13 protein-coding genes are annotated in these 15,799 nt (G+C 75.2%); 2 read left to right on the top strand and 11 right to left on the bottom strand.

What is annotated here, in order from left to right:
• Nucleotide 1: 1 nt before the first annotated feature.
• Both AB0442_RS04335 and AB0442_RS04330 read right to left on the bottom strand, forming a co-directional pair.
• On the bottom strand, nucleotides 2-313 hold the full coding sequence (locus AB0442_RS04335; protein WP_366160497.1) for an antibiotic biosynthesis monooxygenase: 312 nt from the start codon (nucleotides 311-313) through the stop codon (nucleotides 2-4).
• A gap of 133 nt (nucleotides 314-446) precedes the next feature.
• On the bottom strand, nucleotides 447-1,595 hold the full coding sequence (locus tag AB0442_RS04330; RefSeq protein ID WP_366160495.1) for a hypothetical protein: 1,149 nt from the start codon (nucleotides 1,593-1,595) through the stop codon (nucleotides 447-449).
• An 864-nt stretch (nucleotides 1,596-2,459) separates the two neighbouring features.
• On the opposite strand from AB0442_RS04330, the gene AB0442_RS04325 reads away from it, so the two are divergent.
• On the top strand, nucleotides 2,460-2,789 hold the full coding sequence (locus tag AB0442_RS04325) for a hypothetical protein (protein WP_344627580.1): 330 nt from the start codon (nucleotides 2,460-2,462) through the stop codon (nucleotides 2,787-2,789).
• Between the two features lie 40 nt (nucleotides 2,790-2,829).
• Here the strand turns inward: AB0442_RS04325 and AB0442_RS04320 are convergent, their stop codons facing one another.
• The 8 genes from AB0442_RS04320 to AB0442_RS04285 all read right to left on the bottom strand — a co-directional run bounded on the left by AB0442_RS04320 (nucleotide 2,830) and on the right by AB0442_RS04285 (nucleotide 13,591).
• On the bottom strand, nucleotides 2,830-3,969 hold the full coding sequence (locus AB0442_RS04320; RefSeq protein ID WP_344627581.1) for an alpha/beta hydrolase-fold protein: 1,140 nt from the start codon (nucleotides 3,967-3,969) through the stop codon (nucleotides 2,830-2,832).
• Between the two features lie 362 nt (nucleotides 3,970-4,331).
• The gene (locus AB0442_RS04315; RefSeq protein ID WP_366160493.1) at nucleotides 4,332-5,198 is read right to left on the bottom strand and encodes a universal stress protein; all 867 of its coding nucleotides are present in this window, start codon (nucleotides 5,196-5,198) and stop codon (nucleotides 4,332-4,334) included.
• Between the two features lie 112 nt (nucleotides 5,199-5,310).
• Entirely contained in the window at nucleotides 5,311-6,180 is an 870-nt protein-coding gene (locus tag AB0442_RS04310) for a phosphotriesterase (protein ID WP_366160491.1), read from the bottom strand.
• 1 nt (nucleotide 6,181) lies between these two features.
• Complete coding sequence (locus tag AB0442_RS04305; RefSeq protein WP_366160489.1) at nucleotides 6,182-6,760, bottom strand: DUF4865 family protein; 579 nt, start codon at nucleotides 6,758-6,760, stop codon at nucleotides 6,182-6,184.
• A 14-nt stretch (nucleotides 6,761-6,774) separates the two neighbouring features.
• Nucleotides 6,775-7,332: a TetR/AcrR family transcriptional regulator gene (locus tag AB0442_RS04300; RefSeq protein WP_366160488.1), complete on the bottom strand. Its 558-nt coding sequence runs from the start codon at nucleotides 7,330-7,332 to the stop codon at nucleotides 6,775-6,777.
• Nucleotides 7,333-7,444: 112 nt separating this feature from the next.
• The gene (locus AB0442_RS04295) at nucleotides 7,445-9,574 is read right to left on the bottom strand and encodes an MMPL family transporter (RefSeq protein WP_366160487.1); all 2,130 of its coding nucleotides are present in this window, start codon (nucleotides 9,572-9,574) and stop codon (nucleotides 7,445-7,447) included.
• A gap of 38 nt (nucleotides 9,575-9,612) precedes the next feature.
• A complete protein-coding gene (locus AB0442_RS04290; RefSeq protein WP_366160486.1) occupies nucleotides 9,613-13,044 on the bottom strand; it encodes a BTAD domain-containing putative transcriptional regulator in 3,432 nt (1,143 codons plus the stop codon).
• A gap of 103 nt (nucleotides 13,045-13,147) precedes the next feature.
• On the bottom strand, nucleotides 13,148-13,591 hold the full coding sequence (locus AB0442_RS04285) for a group III truncated hemoglobin (protein WP_366160485.1): 444 nt from the start codon (nucleotides 13,589-13,591) through the stop codon (nucleotides 13,148-13,150).
• A 127-nt stretch (nucleotides 13,592-13,718) separates the two neighbouring features.
• On the opposite strand from AB0442_RS04285, the gene AB0442_RS04280 reads away from it, so the two are divergent.
• On the top strand, nucleotides 13,719-14,708 hold the full coding sequence (locus AB0442_RS04280; protein ID WP_366160484.1) for an aldo/keto reductase: 990 nt from the start codon (nucleotides 13,719-13,721) through the stop codon (nucleotides 14,706-14,708).
• A gap of 167 nt (nucleotides 14,709-14,875) precedes the next feature.
• On the opposite strand, the gene AB0442_RS04275 is transcribed toward AB0442_RS04280, so the two are convergent.
• Nucleotides 14,876-15,595, bottom strand: coding sequence for a winged helix-turn-helix domain-containing protein (locus AB0442_RS04275; protein ID WP_366160483.1), 720 nt, complete (start codon nucleotides 15,593-15,595; stop codon nucleotides 14,876-14,878).
• Between the last annotated feature and the right edge of the window lie 204 nt (nucleotides 15,596-15,799).

Raw genomic sequence — 15,799 nt, 5'->3', positions numbered from 1 at the left:
TTCAGTGCAGGCTGAGCTCCCCGACCTGCTCGATCACCACCTGGTGCACGGTGAGTTCCGGCTCCGTGCCCACCAGCCGGAAGATCCTCGGCGCGGCCGGCCGCTCCGGCGCGTTGCGGACGGCCTCCAGGGCCGCCATGTCCCGCCACAGGCTCTGCACCCGCCAATGACCGGCCGGGCCTCGGAGCAGTTCGGTGCGGACGAGACCCTCGGGCAGCGGTCCCGACACCAGCTCGCGGTACAGGGCCACCAACTCGGCCTCGCGCTCCGGCGCGACGACCGCGCCGACCTCACTCAGAACCTGTTCGGTCATGGCACTCACCTCCGGATCTCCAACGTACGCCGAGAGCGGCCCGTCCGCGCAGCCGCCGAACGGGGCCCTTCGCCGCGCACTTGGCGCGTCCGCTTGGTCACGCTGAGCTTCCGTGCGCGCTCCGGCGGACGCCTCAGCGGTAGACCCGGACGTAGTCGGCGGCGGCGGTGATCGGCTCGGCGCCGTCGGGGCCGGGGTGGTACTTCCCGGCGACCACGGAGAGGTTGAGGATCAGGTACGCCGACCAGCGCCGGCCCACGCCGCGGCCGTCCGACCAGACGCGCTCGCCGTTGACGTACCAGTCGACCGAGTTGGTGCCGTACCGGGTGCCGATGGTCACCCACTTGCCGGGCGCGACGGCGTCCGCGTCGGTGTAGTACTTGGCGCCGCGGCGGACGTGGTTGGTGAGTTCCAGCAGGTGCGGATTGTCGGGGTGGTACTCGAAGCTGTCCACCTCGCTGCCGCCGTTGCGCCAGGTCCACAGCGCGGGCCAGGCGCCTGCGCCCTCGGGGAGTTGGACCTTCGTCTCGACGTAGTCGCCGGCGTGCACCCGGAAGCCCTCATCGGAGCCCTCGGTGGTGAGCAGGCCCGTCTCCCAGGCGCGGCGGCCGTTCTCCAGCCGCTGCTCGGACCGGGTGGCGGTGAAGACGGCGGCGCCGTCGGCGGTCTCGACCGCACCCGGGTTCAGCAGGTCGAGCTTGTTGTCGTCCGGGTTGTGGTCGCCGTAGCGGTACGCGCTGCTGCGGTCGCCGACCCACTTGGAGCCCCAGGCTATCGAGCCGTCGAACTCCTCGGACCAGACCAACGAGCCGCCGGGCAGCGGGATGTCGGGATCGTCCGGGGTCGGCGTCGGGCCGGGCGGCGTCGGCCCGGTGGAGGAGGGCGCGACGGTCAGGGTCTGCTGGGCGAGGTCGTGCCAGGCGTTGGCGTAGTCCTGCCAGTAGCCGAAGGCCGTGTACGTTCCGGCCGGCAGGGTGCGGGAGCCGGTGGTGATCGTGACACCGCCCGGGCAGATCCGGACGTTGGTCGCCGCACCGGGGAAGTCCAGGTTGTGCCCGGCCCCGTCACGCACGGCGACGCCGACGGTCCTGGCGGTGATGCAGACCAGGGAGTGCACGGTGAGCTGCGCGCTCGCGGCGGTGCCCTCGGTCATCCCGGCGGGGGCGAGTCCGTCCTGGGTGACGAGCCGGACGGCCTCGGCGTGGCCGGCGAGCGGCAGCGCGAGCAGCATCGCCGCGGCCGCCGCCACGCCGAGGCGTGCCGGTCTGATGGAAAAAGGCATGGCGGTGTCCTCGAAGGTGCCCACGGGTGGGCCGAGTTCGGCTTTCGGGCAGGGTCGGGCCGCCGCACGGCACGGCTCGTCCCCGGGTCGACGCACAAACGGTGCAGGGCGCGTCGACACGCCGATTCGGCTCCCCCGTTCCCGTCCGAATTCCGTGCTCGTGGTGCTCGCGGCAGGCTGGACGGGAATCGGCGTACCGGCCGCGAGGTCCGCAGGGGCGGAACATCGCGGCCAGAGTAAGCACACGGTTCGACGGCGGACAACTGCCGACTGCTCACCATCTGTCGATGCGTGAAGAATTCATGAAGACTTCGACGCAGCAGCCGACTCACTTGAAAAATAGGAGAGTTGAGGGAGTTTGACGGCCATTCGAGTGCAATAGCGGACCATCCGGAATCGCCCCCGCTCGCCACGCTGAGTGACCGACAGGTCCAGACCACGTGGCCGTCCACGACGCGCCGGAACCCCCGGCCCGGCCGCCTTCTGCCGAGTCGGCGTCAATTCCCTTTCAGGAAAGTCGATGTGAGGCGGAAACGTCGATCCGGCGACGGGCGGCCGACCGCGAAGGCCGACGCTCGCCACGGAAATTCGACTACGGAGCATCAGTCGCGGCGTCCAACTGCCGCCCCGGACAGCGGGATCGACGCCTTTGCCGGCGGCCGGCGACGGTGGCGGACGCCGGGGGCGGGAACGGCGGCCGTGTGCTCCCATCGGTGGAGCCCCGGCGTGTCCGGGTCGGCCCGGGGCGTGTCCTCGATCGCAGTCGGCCGGACATGGTGGGGAACGATCACGGCGTCCGCTAGGTTGAACGGGTGCGGCCGCCGGGGCCGCAGCACCCGCCGAGATTCCGAGGAAACGCCCGAGATGACCGCGCCTCTGCCGGGTTTCGCCGGCCACACCTATCTCTTCCAGGTCGACAACGGCGCCGCCTTCCGGAACTCCTACTCCGCCGACGGCAAGCGGCTGCGCTGGGAGGGCCTCGGCGAGTCGGCCGGGCAGTTCGAGGACGTGTCGCTGCACGTCGCCCAGGTCGGCCAGCAGCTCTGGTTCGTGAGCTGGACGGAGCAGAGCGGGATCACCGTCAGCCACGTGATGGACCTCGCCGCCCTCACCGTGCGGGTCTTCTGGACGTACGAGGGCGAGGGCGGGCGGGTCGGCGAGCTGCACACCGGCACGCTGGAGCAGCTCAGCTGAGTTCGGCGGGCCCGGTCCGCCGGTGCGGAGCCGGGGCCGGTCAGGCCCCGGCCACCAGGTGCTGGGAGAGCCACTCGAGCGAGGGCGGCAGCAGCTGCGACCAGGTGCGGAAGTTGTGGCCGCCCTGCGGGACCCAGGCGGTGTTGGCGGTCATCGGCGCCTTCACCGCCTTCTGGAACGCCTCGGTGCCCGGCTTGTAGGTGCCGTCCCCGGCCTGCGGGCCGGCCAGCAGCACCGAGACCTTGGGCTGCGGCAGGTTGTTGAGCCGCCACATCAGGTCCGCCTCGTTGCGCCGCTGCTGGCTGCCCTTGAAGAGGTCGCCGGTGGTCGCGTCCTCGGCGGCCTTGTAGTAGCCCGAGAGGGAGACGGCGGTCGGGAAGACCTCCGGGTGGCGCATGGCCATCTTCAGAGCGCAGTACCCGCCGGTGGAGTTGCCGACCACGCCCCAGGCCGCCGGCTCGGCGGCCACTCGGTAGCTCTCGGCAACCACCCGGGGGACGTCCTTGGTGAAGTAGGTCTCGGACTGCGCGCCGCCGGGGATGTCCTCGCACTCGGTGTCGGCCGGCATCGCCGGCGAGGGCCGCATCAGCACCAGCACGGTCGGCTGCATCTTGCCGCTCTGCATCAACTGGAGGGCGGCCGACGGGTAGTTCAGCCGGGTGATGAGGTTCTTGGCGTCGCCGGGGAAGCCGGTCATCACCACGGCCGCCGGGAAGCGCTTCTGGGCGTCGGCCGGCTGGAAGTACTGCGGGGGCAGGTAGACGTACGCGTCGGTGCTCAGCCCGGAGTGCGAGCCGGTGATCCGCACGGACTGGATCTCGCCGGTCCGTTCGGGGCCGCCGCTGCCGCCCTCCACCGGCTCCTTGCCGAGCAACTGCGCCTTGACCACCGGCACCGCCGCGGCGGGCCGGCCCTCGACCGAGGCCTGGACGCTGACCGGCCCGGTGTCGCCGGTGCCGAGCAGGTCGTCCCAGCTGCTGTAGAAGGCGAAGTAGTTGTTGGCCACCAGGCCGATCGCGCAGAGCACCGCGAGCTGGGTGGTCAGCAGGGCGGCGATCCGGCCGAGCACCGCCGTCCAGGTCGTCCGGGCGAGCCTGGGCCACCACAGCACCGTCGCCGCCAGCAGCAGGACCGCGAGGGCGGTCGCGATCGCCAGGACCGTACTGCTGGTCAGACCCATGATTCCGCCACTCCCCGAGATTCCCGCGTGCGCCACGGCGCGGCCGCCCCCGCGTCCACGGGAAGGCCCCCGGTGAACGCACGCCGAACGGGGTGCTTCCGGTTCCACCGGGGGTCGGCCGGTTCGGCGGGCCGTCCCGGGCCCGCTGCCGCCGACCGACAAGTATGCACGTCCGGGCGGTCCCTCCGGTGCACGGGACGGCGCGCACGGGGCTCTCCCGGGCCGCCGGGTGACGCAACTCACCCGCAAGGGTCGTGCATCGGGGCGGTGCCGGCGGTCGGCCGCGTCCGGCGGACCGTCAGCGCAGCGGACCGTCAGCGCAGCGGACCGTCAGCGCAGCGGACCGTCAGCGCAGCGGACCGTCAGCGCAGCGGCACGACGGCGACCGGGCAGTAGGCGTGGTGCAGCACGGCGTGCACGGCCCCGCCGAGGCGCAGCCCGAAGTGCGCGGCGGGCTGCCGGCGGGAGACGACCAGCAGCGCGGCCTGCCGGGAGGCGTCGACGAGGGTCCCGGCGGCGCCGCCGCCGACCTGGCGGGCCTCGAAGGCGACGTCGGGGAAGTCCTCGCGGACGGGGTCGCAGGTGCGGAGCAGCAGTTGCTGGTGCAGCCGGGCCTCCTCGCCGAGCTCGTCCACCATGGGTGCCATGTGGCCGACGTCGGCGACCACCGGCGACCAGGTGTGCAGGGCGCGCACCGGCAGCCCGGTGAGCTCTGCGGTGCGCAGCGCGAACCGCAGGGCGGGGGCGTCCCGTTCGTCGCGGACGGCGACCAGCACGTGGTTGCCGACGTGCTCGGTGCCGCGGACGACGACGACCGGGCAGGCCGAGTGGGCGGCGACCCGCAGGCTCACCGAGCCGAGCAGCAGGGAGGCGAAGCCGCCGTGGCCGCGGGTGCCGACCACGGCGAGTTCGGCGTGCTCGGCGGCGGTGAGCACGGCCTCCGCGGCGTCCCGCGGGACGACGTCGCCGGTGAGGCGCAGCGCCGGGTGGGAGGCCCGGACCTTGCCCAGTGCCTCCTCCAGGACGGCTTCGGCGTCGTGCAGGATGAGGTCGGTGACCGCCGATCCGGTGCGTGGCGAGAGCGTCACCGTGCCGGTGTTGACCGCGTGCACCAGGTGGAGCGGGCAGTCGCGGCGGGCGGCTTCACGGGCGGCCCAGTCGGCGGCGGCCGCGGCGTGCGCGGAACCGTCGACGCCGACGACGACGCCTGCGGGGGATCTGCTGTTCATGGTCGGCTCCCGGTGTGCGCCGACGCCCGGACGGCCCGCGCGGGCGGGTCGTCGGGGCGGTCGGCCCTGTGGTTCCAGGATGCTCCTCCGGCGGGGTCGCGGCACGGCCCGGTCACCAGGCGAAGGCCGCCGCGGGGTTGTCGGTGAGGACGAGGGCGGCGAGCTCGGGGCCGAGCCGGGGGCGCAGCCGGTGCAGCAGGTACGGCATGCCGGGGTTGCCGCGGGCGGCGGCGGTGGTGGTGTCGCCGCCGAGCAGCAGGCGGTGGGCGTGGCCGGCGTCGGCGAGGGCGTGCAGGCACTCCAGCAGCCGGTGGTCGGTGGCGTGGTTGGCGCGGGAGGGGCCGTCGAAGGCGAGGTAGGCGCCGGAGGCGGCGAGTTCGCGGTGCAGGCCGGGATCGGGGAAGCGGTTGAGGTGGCCGAGGAGCACCCGGTGCGGCGGAACGCCGAGGCGGTCGCAGAGCAGTTCCAGGACGTCCTGGGCGCCGGTGCCGAGTTCGTGGTGGACGCCGATGGGGGCGCCGGTGGCGTGGTGGGCCTCGGCGGCGGCGGTCATCGTCCACCGGGCGTGGGCGTCGAGGCCGTGGTAGCCGCCGGCGACCTTGATCAGTCCGGCCCGGTCGCGGAGTTCGGCGGTGAACAGGGCGGCGAGGTCGAGCCGGCGCAGCGCGTCGGGGTCGTCGTAGTGGGCGGCCTGGTGCAGGCCGGTGGCGGCGACCAGGTGGAGGCCGGTGGTCTCGGCGAGTTCGACCAGGTCGTCGAGGCGGCGGCCGAGCCCGAAGGGCGTCCACTGGACGACGGCGCCGCCGCCGAGGGCGGCGAAGGCGCGCAGTTCGTCCTCGGCGGCGGCCGGGTCGTCGAGTTCCTGTCCGGGCAGCAGGGCGCTGCGCAGGAAGAGGTGGTCGTGGCTGTTGGTGGTGCCGAGGCGTTCGGGCGGGACGGGGCCGAGCACGGTGTGCACGGCCGGGGTTCGGTCCGCGGTCATCTCAGTCCTTGGCCGGCAGGAGGGGTTCGGGTCGCGACAGGTGCAGCACACGGTAGGCGGTGGAGTGGCCCTCGGCGGGCGTTTCGGGCGGGGTGTCGGCCCAGAGGGCGAAGTGGACGAGTTCCCAGCGGGCCGGGTCGAGGGCGACGGCCGCGGTGTGCAGGCCGGGGGCGTCGCCGAGGGCGGCGAGGGCGCGGGCGGTCTCCTCGCCGGGGTCGGTGCCGGGCGGCAGTGACCGGGTGGTGCGGGTGGCGGTGGTGGGCGGGGTGTCGGCGGCGGGGCCGGTGTGGAGTCCGGCGCCGATCCAGTGCCGGACGGCGGGGCGGCCGAAGTCGGCGCTGAGGCCTCGGAAGCCGGGGCCGGTGAGGAAGTCGGTCATGCCGGCGGCGGTGCGCCACAGGTAGAAGGGGGCGTAGGCGTTGACCGGGGAGCCGAGGGTGCCGGTCTCGCGGACCAGGTAGGCCTTGATGCCGAGGCCCGGGAGGGCGTCCGTCAGGTGCCCGCGGGTGGCGACCCGGTGGTGGACGATGCCCATGTCGTAGTCGGCGGGCAGGGTGATCTCGTACTGCATGGCCTGCACGGGTGCTCCCCGGTCTAGGCGGCGCGCAGCAGCGCGAGTGCGCCGCGGACGGCCTGGTGGAAGGGTTCGGGGTCGCCGGCGGCGCGGGCGAGGACGTAGCCGCCCTGGACGACGGCGACGATCGCGGCGGCGGTGTCGGCCGGGTCGCCGCCGGGGGCGAGGTCGCCGGCGGCGACGCCCTCGGCGACGACCTCGGCGATCCGGCCGCGCAGCCAGGCGAAGGTCTCCTCGACGGGGGCGCGCAGCCGGGGGTCGGCGACGACCTCCGGGTCCTGTGCCATCCGGCCGATCCGGCAGCCGCGCAGGACCTCGCGCTCGCGTTCCAGGTAGCCGGCGATCCGCTCGTAGGCGGTGCCGGGGGCGGCGAGGCGTTCCTCGGCGAGGGCGCGCAGCTGTTCGGCGCTGCGGGCGAGGGCGGTCGCGGCGAGGTCGGGCTTGCCGTCGAAGTGGTGGTACATGCTGCCCTGGCCGGCGCCTGCGCGCTGCTGGATGGCGCGCGGGCTGGTGCCGACGTAGCCGCGTTCCCAGAGGAGCTCCTGGGTGCTCTCGATCAGGCGGTCCTGGGTGCTCATGGAAAGCGACTGTACATACCAGTAGGTACAGACTCAACCGGCGACCGCGGAAAAGCCTCCGGGCGCCGCTCCTCCCCACGTGGGAGCGGCGCCCGGAGCGGAGTGTGCCGGGTCAGGCCGGGACGCGCTCCGGCTCGGCGGCGGCGGTGCCCGCCGGGTCGGCCGCCACCGGCGCGGGCCAGCGGCGGGCGAGCGGGGCGGGCAGCCACCAGTTGAGCCGGCCGAGCAGGGTCATCGTCGCGGGGACGAGCACCAGCCGGACGACCGTGGCGTCGATGAGCACCGCGACGGCCATGCCGACGCCCATCATCTTCACGGTGATGTCCGGGTCGATCGCGAAGCCGGTGAAGACGGCCACCATGATGGCGGCGGCGCTGCTGATGACCCGCCCGGTCGCGGACAGGCCGCGCACCACCGAGCCCTTGGCATCGCCGGTGGCGAGCCAGTCCTCCCGGACGCGGTCGAGCAGGAAGACCTCGTAGTCCATGGAGAGGCCGAACAGCACGGTGAACATCAGGATCGGCACCCAGCTGGAGACCGGCACCTCGTGCGGCAGGCCGAGCGCCCGGGCACCGGTGTCGGACTGGAAGACCGCCGTCATCACGCCGTAGGCGGCGGCCACCGAGAGCAGGTTCATCGCCGCGGCCTTCACCGCGATGACCGGCGCCCGGAACAGCACGGTGAGCAGGATCAGCGAGAGCGCGACCACCACCGGCACCACCACCCACAGCCGGTCGGAGAGCCGGTCGGAGATGTCGGAGAAGGCGGCGACCGTGCCGGTGATCTCGGCGCCCTCGGGCAGTACGTCGGTGCGCAGCGACTTCAGCAGGTCGGCGGTGCGCTCGTCCTGCGGGCCGGTGGCGGGGGTGACGGTGACGACGGCGGCGTCCTGCGCCCGGTTGACCAGAGGCGGCCGCACGGCGGCGACGCCCGGCCGGGCCTTCAGGGTGTCCAGCAGCGCCGGCAGCTTCTCCTGCGGCACCTTCTTCAGGTCGACGGCGACGTTCAGCGGCCCGTTGGCGCCGGGCCCGAACGCGTCGGCGGTGAGGTCGTACGCCTTGCGCGTGGTGCTGGACGACGCCTGGCTGCCGGCGTCCTGCGGCCAGGTGCGCATGTGCAGCATCGGGGCGGCCAGGGCGAGCAGCACCACCAGCGAGCCGAGCGCGGCGGCGACCGGGCGGCGGCCGATCAGCCGGGCCCAGCGCTCGGTGCGGGTCGGGCCCGCCTGGGTGCGGCGCTGCGGTTCGCGGCGCTCGGCACGGCGCAGCAGCCGGTCGCCGGCGAGCGAGCAGAGCGCCGGGACGAGGGTCAGCGCGGCCAGCATCACGGCGCCGACCACGGCGAAGGTGGCGTAGCCGAACGAGGAGTAGGTGGGCAGGCCGGCCAGCTTCAGGCCGAACAGCGCGACCAGCACCGTCGATCCGGCCACCACCACGGAGGCGCCGGCGGTGGCGGTCGCCTCGGCGGCGGCCTGCTGCTTCGTCAGGCCCTTGCGCAGGCCCTCGACGTGGCGGCTGACGAGCAGCAGGGCGTAGTCGATGCCGACGCCGAGGCCGACCATCGAGGCCACCGTCGGCGCGGTCGGGCTGATGTCGGTGACCGCGGCGAGCAGCGTGGTGAGACCGGTGCCGAGGCCGAGGCCGGCCAGGGCGACGACCAGCGGCAGGCCGGCCGAGACCACCGTGCCGAGCGCGATCACCAGGATCACCAGGGCGGCGCCCATGCCGATCATCTCGGCGGCGCCGTTCGGCGCGGTGAAGTTCTCCGGCAGCTGTCCGCCGAACTCGACCTGCAGGCCGGACCGCTCGGTCGGCTTCGCGGCCTCGCGCAGCGCGTCCAGGCCGGCGGAGCCCTTGAAGTCGGTGACCGGGACGGAGTAGTCCACGGTGATCAGGGCGGTGTCGCCGCGGGCGGACAGCACCGGCTGCGCCACCGAGGACACCTTGGGCAGGGCGGCGAGGCCGTCGCGCAGCGCCGCCAGCCGGTCGGCGGGCACCGGCCCGCCCCGGCGGTCGTGGACGACGACCCGGGCGTTCGCCCCGGACATCTCCGGGAAGCGCTCCTTCAGCAGGTCGGCGCCGGCGGTGGAGCGGGTGCCGGGGACGCGGTAGTCGTCGTGCGGGGTACCGCCGAAGGCGGCGGCCAGGCCGAGGGCGAGGCCCAGCAGCAGCACCCATCCGAGGACGGTGCGCCAGGGCCGGGCGGCGGATGCGCCGCCGAGGCGGCCGAGCAGGGTAGACATCGTCGGGGCCTTTCGGCAGTCCGGTGGTCGATACCCGTTCAGCCTGCGGGGTGCCGCTTGGAACCCACTTGGTGCCGGGCGACGGCCTCCGCGTCCGGGACGGCCGGCAGGCCGTGCAGCGCGGCCAGCGCCTCCGCCTCCCAGCGCGGGGACTCCCAGCGGCGGGCCACCTCGGCGGCCTGCGCGAAGTACCCGGCGGCCTCCGCGGTGCGGCCGAGCATCCGGGCCAGCTCGCCGAGCGACTGCGCGACCGGCCGCAGCGCGACGGAGGTCGACGCGGCGCCGGCCACCAGGCCGCGCAGCGGCCGCAGTTCGGCGATCAGCTCGGCCGCCTCGGCCCGCTCGTCCAGGGCGACCACCGCGGCGGCGCGCAGCGCGAGGAAGAAGGAGCGGTAGTAGTCGGGCTGGACGGGCGGCCGGACGGCCCGGGCCGCCCGGGCCTCCTCGGTGCGGCCCAGCGCGGCGAGGGCCAGCGCCTCCACGTCGGCGACCAGGCGCCCGTACAGCGCGGTGACGGCACGCAGCCGGGGCAGTTCTCTGCCGATCCGGCCCTCCTGGACGGCGATGGTGAGGTCGGCGAGCGCCCCGAAGCCCTCGGCGTGCACCGAGGCCCGGGCGGTCAGCCCGGCGACGGCCTGCCGGTACAGCTCGGCGGCCTCCGCGGTGCGGCCCGCGGCGAGTTCCAGCATGCCGCGGTGGCAGCGGCCGACGTCGACCAGTTCGAGCAGCCCGTACCGTTCGGCGATCGCCGCGGCGGCCGCGATGTGGCGGCGCAGCGCGGGCAGGTCGCCGGCGACGGCGGCGGCCGTGGCGTACAGCTGCTCGGCCTGCCAGCGGTAGGCCGGCAGGTCGTGCCGGCGGGCCAGCGCGGCGAGCTCGTCGGCGATCACGGCCCGCTGGGGGGCGCCGAGTTCGAAGTCGCAGATCCGGGCGGACGCGGCCAGGGCGAGTGCCAGCAGCCGGGGGTCGCCCTCGGCGCGGGCGATGGCGAGCGCCTCGTCGGCGGCGGCGGTGCCGATCGGCTCCCCCGCGCAGTTGCACTCGTGGGTGAGGGCGTCCAGCAGCCGGCAGCGGGTCGCGGGCGGCAGGTCGGTGCGGCGCAGCAGCCGCTGCAGCGTCTCCACCGCCCGGTCGTCGTAGCTGCCGTAGGGGTGGGCGACCCACGGGGTGGGTTCCGTCCAGGCCGTCCAGGCCTCGATCTCCAGGTCCTCCCGGCCGGTCTCCTCGGCGAGGGCGACCGCCTGGCTGCGGGTCGCGGTGGCGGCGGAGATCGCCCCGGCCCGGACCTGGGCCCGCAGCAGCGCGCCGAGCAGGGCGATCCGGCGGGCCGGCCGGTCGTCGCCGTCCTCCGGCACCCGGTCGAGGTTGTCCAGGGCCTGCTGCAGCAGGTCGGCGCAGGTCTGGTGGGCGTAGCGGCGCTCGGCGGCCTCGGCGGCGCGCACGCAGGCGTCGACGGCGCGCTGCGCGGTGGCGGAGGAGGCGGCGGCCGTCCAGTGGTGGGCCAGCGCGGCGAGGCGGGCCGGCCGCAGCGCGCACAGCGCTTCCGCGAACCGGCCGTGCAGCCGCGCCCGGCGCAGCCCGCTGAGGTCGCCGTACAGGGTGTCGCGGACCAGCGCGTGCGCGAACCGGACGGCCCCGGGCCGGGGTTCGGTGAGCAGCCCGCCCGCGACGGCCGCCTCCAGCGCGTCCAGCAGGCCCTCCTCCTCCGCGCCGGAGGCGTGCACCAGCAGCTCGACCTCCGTCTCCCGGCCGGCGACCGAGGCCAGCCGCAGCGCCTCGACGGTGGCCGGCGGCAGCCGGTCGAACCGCCGCCGCAGCACGTCCCGGACGCCCTGCGGCACCTCCTGGACGGCCACCAGCGCGCCCTCCCCGGCCAGCAGGTGGGCGCTCTCCACCAGGTAGAACGGGTTGCCGCCGGTGCGTTCGGCGAGCGCGCGGACGGTGTCCGCGTCGACGGGGGTGTCACAGACCGCGCCGATCAGGGTGCCGGCCTCGGCCTCGTCCAGCCCGCCCAGCGCGATCCGGTACGGCGAGCAGCGGGCGAAGGTGCCGAGCAGATCGGTGAGCCGCCCCTCGCCGGGCCGGTGCGCGCACACCAGCATCAAACGCTCGGGCCCCTGCGCGGCGGCCAGTTCGGCGGCCAGCGCACGGGTCTCCTGGTCCGCCGCGTGCAGGTCGTCGAGGATCACCGCGACGGGCGCCTGCTCCGTCGCGGCCTCCAGCCAGCGGACGACCGCCCGGTGCAACCGGAAGCGGCCGGTCAGGGCGTCCCGCCGACGGGACGGGTCGTCCTCGCCGAGCAGCGGGGCGAGTTCCGCCGCCGTCGCCGCGCTCGGCGGATGCTGCCGGGCCAGCTCGCGCAGCGCCTCCGTCCACGCCCAGGCCGGCGGGGCACCCTCCGTCTCCGGGCACCGGCCGGTGGCCACCAGCCAGCCGCTGCGCCGCAGTTCGCCGCTCAGCCGGGCGAGCAGGGTGGACTTGCCGGCCCCGGCCTCGCCGGAGACCAGCACCACCGACCGGCCGCCGGGGGCGGTCGCGGCCGTCGCCGCCTCGCGCAGGGTGCGCTGCTCGGCCTCCCGGCCGACGAACGGCGGCTCGGGCGGGCCGCCGCCGCAGCCCGGCCCGGCGGTGCACGCCGGACCGGACGGACGGGCCGGCGGAAGGTCGGCGGCCGGGATCGGCACGGCCAGCAGGTCGGTGCGCTGCCGGAGGATCGCCGACTCCAGCTCGGCCAGCGCCGGCCCCGGGTCCAGGCCGAGTTCGGCGGTGAGCACGGTACGGGCACGGCGCAGCGCCTCCAGCGCCTCGGCCTGCCGGCCGGCGCCCCACAGCGCCCGGGCCAGCAGCCGCCAGCCCTCCTCGCGCAGCGGATGCTCCTCGGTCAGCGCCAGCGCGGCGGCCGCCGCCTCACCGGCCCGGCCCTCGTCCAGGGCCGCCACCACCGCGGACTCCCGCGCGGCCAACCGCAGTTCACCGAGCCGGGTGATCTCGGCCGCGGCCCAGGGCTCGTCGGCGAACTCGGCGAAGGCCGTCCCCCGCCAGAGCGCCAAAGCCTCGTCGAACAGCCGGGACACCGGGTGCCCGAGCCGCTCCGCGGCCTGCTCGGCGAACGGCCGCAGCTCGCGGGCGTCCCGCAGCCGCTGCTCGAAGTCCCAGGCGTCGACACCGGACGCCGGCATGGTCAGGGCGTAGCCGGGGGCACGGCTGACCAGCAGCCGGGCGGGCTCGCGGGGACCGCGCTCGGGTTCGAGCAGGCGCCGCAGGTTGGAGACGTACGCCTGCAGGGAGGCGGCGGCCTTGGCCGGGGGGCGGCCCTGCCACAGGTCGTCGATCAGCCGGTCCACCGGGACGACGGCACCGCGGGCCACCAGCAGCCGGGCGAGCACACCACGCTGCCGCGGGCCGCCGAGGCCGACCGCCGCCCCCGCCACCTGCGCCGTCAACGTGCCCAGCACCGATATCCGCACCATCGTGCAGCGAGCCTATGCGATGGCGCCCACGCGGCTCCAAGTGGACTCCAAGCGGAGGGGCAGCACCACCAGGGCAGCACCTCAGGGGCGCGTGGGGGCACCTCTAGTGGTGCGCCCCTCGGAGGAGGACTGCCGAGAGGGGGACGAAGCCGCCCCCGGTGCCTTCGGTGTCGCCGCCGGCGGTGCGGCGGAGCATGGCGAGGGCGATGCGTTCGCCCTGGGCCTTGGCGCGGTCGGCGGTGGGGCCGGTGTGGAGGCCGTCGACGGAAGCGTGCCAGAGCTGGACCCAGCGGCCGAAGTGGGCGGCCGTGAGGGGGCGCTGCCGGTGCAGTCCGAGGTGCGGGGCGAAGGCGTTGCGCCGGTACTCGCCGCTCCGCAGCAGGGCGCTCGCCCAGAAGTCGGTGATGTGCGGGAGGTGGGTCTCCAGGTCGAGCCGGGCGACCTCGGTGAAGTGCGGGCCGATCAGCGGGTCGGCGAAGGCGGCGGCGTAGAAGCGCCGCAGCAGCGGCTCCAGGTCGGCGCGGTCGGTGATGTCGGGACGCGTCACCGGCGGGCTCCTCTCCGTGCGGCCCGGCGGCCCGTCCGGCCGCCGCGGCCAGGCTACGCCCGGGGTGTCCGGTTCCGGCAGGGTCGTTGGTCCCTGCGACCCGGCCGCCACCTGGCAGGATGCCGGTATGACCCATCTCCCCTCGGACGACCGCTACGCGTCCATGACCTACCGGCGGGCCGGGCGCAGCGGTGTGCAGCTGCCCGCGGTGTCGCTCGGCCTGTGGCACAACTTCGGTGACTCGCAGCCGCTGGAGGTGCAGCGCGCGGTGCTGCGCCGGGCCTTCGACCGCGGCGTGACCCACTTCGACCTGGCGAACAACTACGGCCCGCCGTACGGCAGTGCCGAGCGCAACTTCGGCTACCTGTTCGCGCAGGACTTCAAGCCGTACCGGGACGAGTTGTTCATCGCGTCCAAGGCGGGCTACGACATGTGGCCGGGGCCGTACGGCGACGGCGGCTCGCGCAAGTACCTGCTGTCCAGTCTCGACCAGTCGCTGGGCCGGATGGGCCTGGATTACGTCGACGTCTTCTACTCGCACCGCTACGACCCCACGACTCCGCTGGAGGAGACGATGGGGGCGCTGGACCGGGCGGTCCGCTCGGGCAAGGCGCTGTACGCGGCGATCTCCAACTACCCGGCCGAGCAGCACCGCGAGGCGGTGGAGATCCTGCGCGGCATGGGCACGCCGGTGCTGATGAACCAGATCAGCTACTCGATCCTGAACCGCACCCCGGAGGACGGGCTGCTGGACGCGATCGGCGAGACCCGGACCAGCATGATCGCCTTCTCGCCGCTGGCTCAGGGGCTGCTGACCGACCGCTACCTGTCGGGCGAGGTGCCGGCCGGTTCGCGGATGTCGGTCGGCCACTTCCTGCGCGAGGAGGCGCTGACCGGGCAGAAGCTGGAGCAGCTGCGGGCGCTGAACAAGGTGGCCGAGCAGCGCGGTCAGACCCTCGCCCAGCTGGCGCTGTCGTGGGTGCTGCGGGACGAGCGGGTGGTCTCGGTGATCATCGGTGCGTCGAGCGTGGCCCAGCTCGACCAGAACCTCGACGCGCTGAAGGCCGGTCCGCTGACCGCCGAGGAGCTCGCCGAGATCGACCGGCTCAGCCGCTGAGCCCGACGGCCCGACCGGCCTGCGCCGTCGGTCGTGCCACCGGCCGGGGGGGGGGGTGGGGGGGGGGCCGGCGGCGGGGGCCCTCTGTGGCCCCCGGGTCCACCCCCCCGGGGGGGGGGCGGCCGGCCCCCCGCCCCCCCCCCCGGCCGTCGTGCTGCTGCGTCCGTTCAGACGGCGGGCGCGTACTTGTAGCCGACCCGGCGGACGGTGACGATGCTGTCGCGGTGCGCCGCGCCGAGCTTGCGCCGCAGGCGGGCGACGTGCACGTCGACGGTGCGGCCGTCGCCGACGTGGCCGTAGCCCCAGACGGCGGTGACCAGGTGGTCGCGGGTGTGCACCCGGTGCGGGTGCTCGGTGAGGTGGGCGAGCAGCTCGAACTCCAGGTAGGTGAGGTCGAGCTGGACGCCGTCGACGTGGGCGGTGCGCCGGTCGGTGTCGACGCTGATGCCGTGCGCGGACGGCCGGGCGGCGGCCCGAGGCCGCTCGGCCGGGGCGACGGCGGCCGGGGCGGCCGTGGGCGCGGGGGCCTGGTCTGCGGGGACGAGCAGCAGGTAGCCGACCAGCGGGTGCCCGGTGGAGGCGCCGAGCTCGGCGCCGTACTGGGCGAGCAGGCCCTGGGGCAGGGCGGACGGCGGCAGTGCGACGACCGTGGCGCCCTCCGGCAGGCCGGCGGGCAGCAGGGCGGCGGGCTGCCGCTCGGGCGCGGGCCGGGTCTGCTGGGGCGCTGCGGCGGTGGTGTGCGGGGCCGGGGTGGTGGTGTGCGGGGCGGCGGTGGTGCTCGGGTACCAGCGCTCGGTGCCGCCGGGGACGGCGGCCACGGAGCGGACGGCCCGCAGGTGCGGGGTGGCGGCGGTGACGGTACGGGTGGCCGTGGAGGTGGAGGACATGGTGGGCTCTCTTCGCGCGGGACGGATTCGGGTGGTCGTCTGCGCGTCGGGCCTTGCGCGGAAGTGGCGCTGACGGTCGGTCAGTCCACCGCAAGGGCGGGACGCGCGCTAGGCGGTCCGACAGGTCTGGTCGAAGAGGTGCGGCTGGCGGGACGGCCAGAACGGTTCGAGCTCGGGGCGGAACGGGTCCACGGTCGGGTCTCC

Source organism: Kitasatospora sp. NPDC085895 (assembly GCF_040702125.1).
GTDB classification, from domain to species: Bacteria; Actinomycetota; Actinomycetes; order Streptomycetales; family Streptomycetaceae; genus Kitasatospora; species Kitasatospora arboriphila.
Note: the sequence above shows the minus strand (reverse complement) of the source record. Positions and strands in the feature narration are given on the sequence as shown.

What these genes read in the sequence shown, in the direction of transcription:
- AB0442_RS04275 (WP_366160483.1), bottom strand. Translation starts at nt 15,595, where the DNA reads ATGTCCTCCACCTCCACGGCCACCCGTACCGTCACCGCCGCCACCCCG.
- AB0442_RS04320 (WP_344627581.1), bottom strand. Translation starts at nt 3,969, where the DNA reads ATGGGTCTGACCAGCAGTACGGTCCTGGCGATCGCGACCGCCCTCGCG.
- AB0442_RS04330 (WP_366160495.1), bottom strand. Translation starts at nt 1,595, where the DNA reads ATGCCTTTTTCCATCAGACCGGCACGCCTCGGCGTGGCGGCGGCCGCG.
- AB0442_RS04295 (WP_366160487.1), bottom strand. Translation starts at nt 9,574, where the DNA reads ATGTCTACCCTGCTCGGCCGCCTCGGCGGCGCATCCGCCGCCCGGCCC.
- AB0442_RS04300 (WP_366160488.1), bottom strand. Translation starts at nt 7,332, where the DNA reads ATGAGCACCCAGGACCGCCTGATCGAGAGCACCCAGGAGCTCCTCTGG.
- AB0442_RS04280 (WP_366160484.1), top strand. Translation starts at nt 13,719, where the DNA reads ATGACCCATCTCCCCTCGGACGACCGCTACGCGTCCATGACCTACCGG.
- AB0442_RS04335 (WP_366160497.1), bottom strand. Translation starts at nt 313, where the DNA reads ATGACCGAACAGGTTCTGAGTGAGGTCGGCGCGGTCGTCGCGCCGGAG.
- AB0442_RS04325 (WP_344627580.1), top strand. Translation starts at nt 2,460, where the DNA reads ATGACCGCGCCTCTGCCGGGTTTCGCCGGCCACACCTATCTCTTCCAG.
- AB0442_RS04290 (WP_366160486.1), bottom strand. Translation starts at nt 13,044, where the DNA reads ATGGTGCGGATATCGGTGCTGGGCACGTTGACGGCGCAGGTGGCGGGG.
- AB0442_RS04310 (WP_366160491.1), bottom strand. Translation starts at nt 6,180, where the DNA reads ATGACCGCGGACCGAACCCCGGCCGTGCACACCGTGCTCGGCCCCGTC.
- AB0442_RS04315 (WP_366160493.1), bottom strand. Translation starts at nt 5,198, where the DNA reads ATGAACAGCAGATCCCCCGCAGGCGTCGTCGTCGGCGTCGACGGTTCC.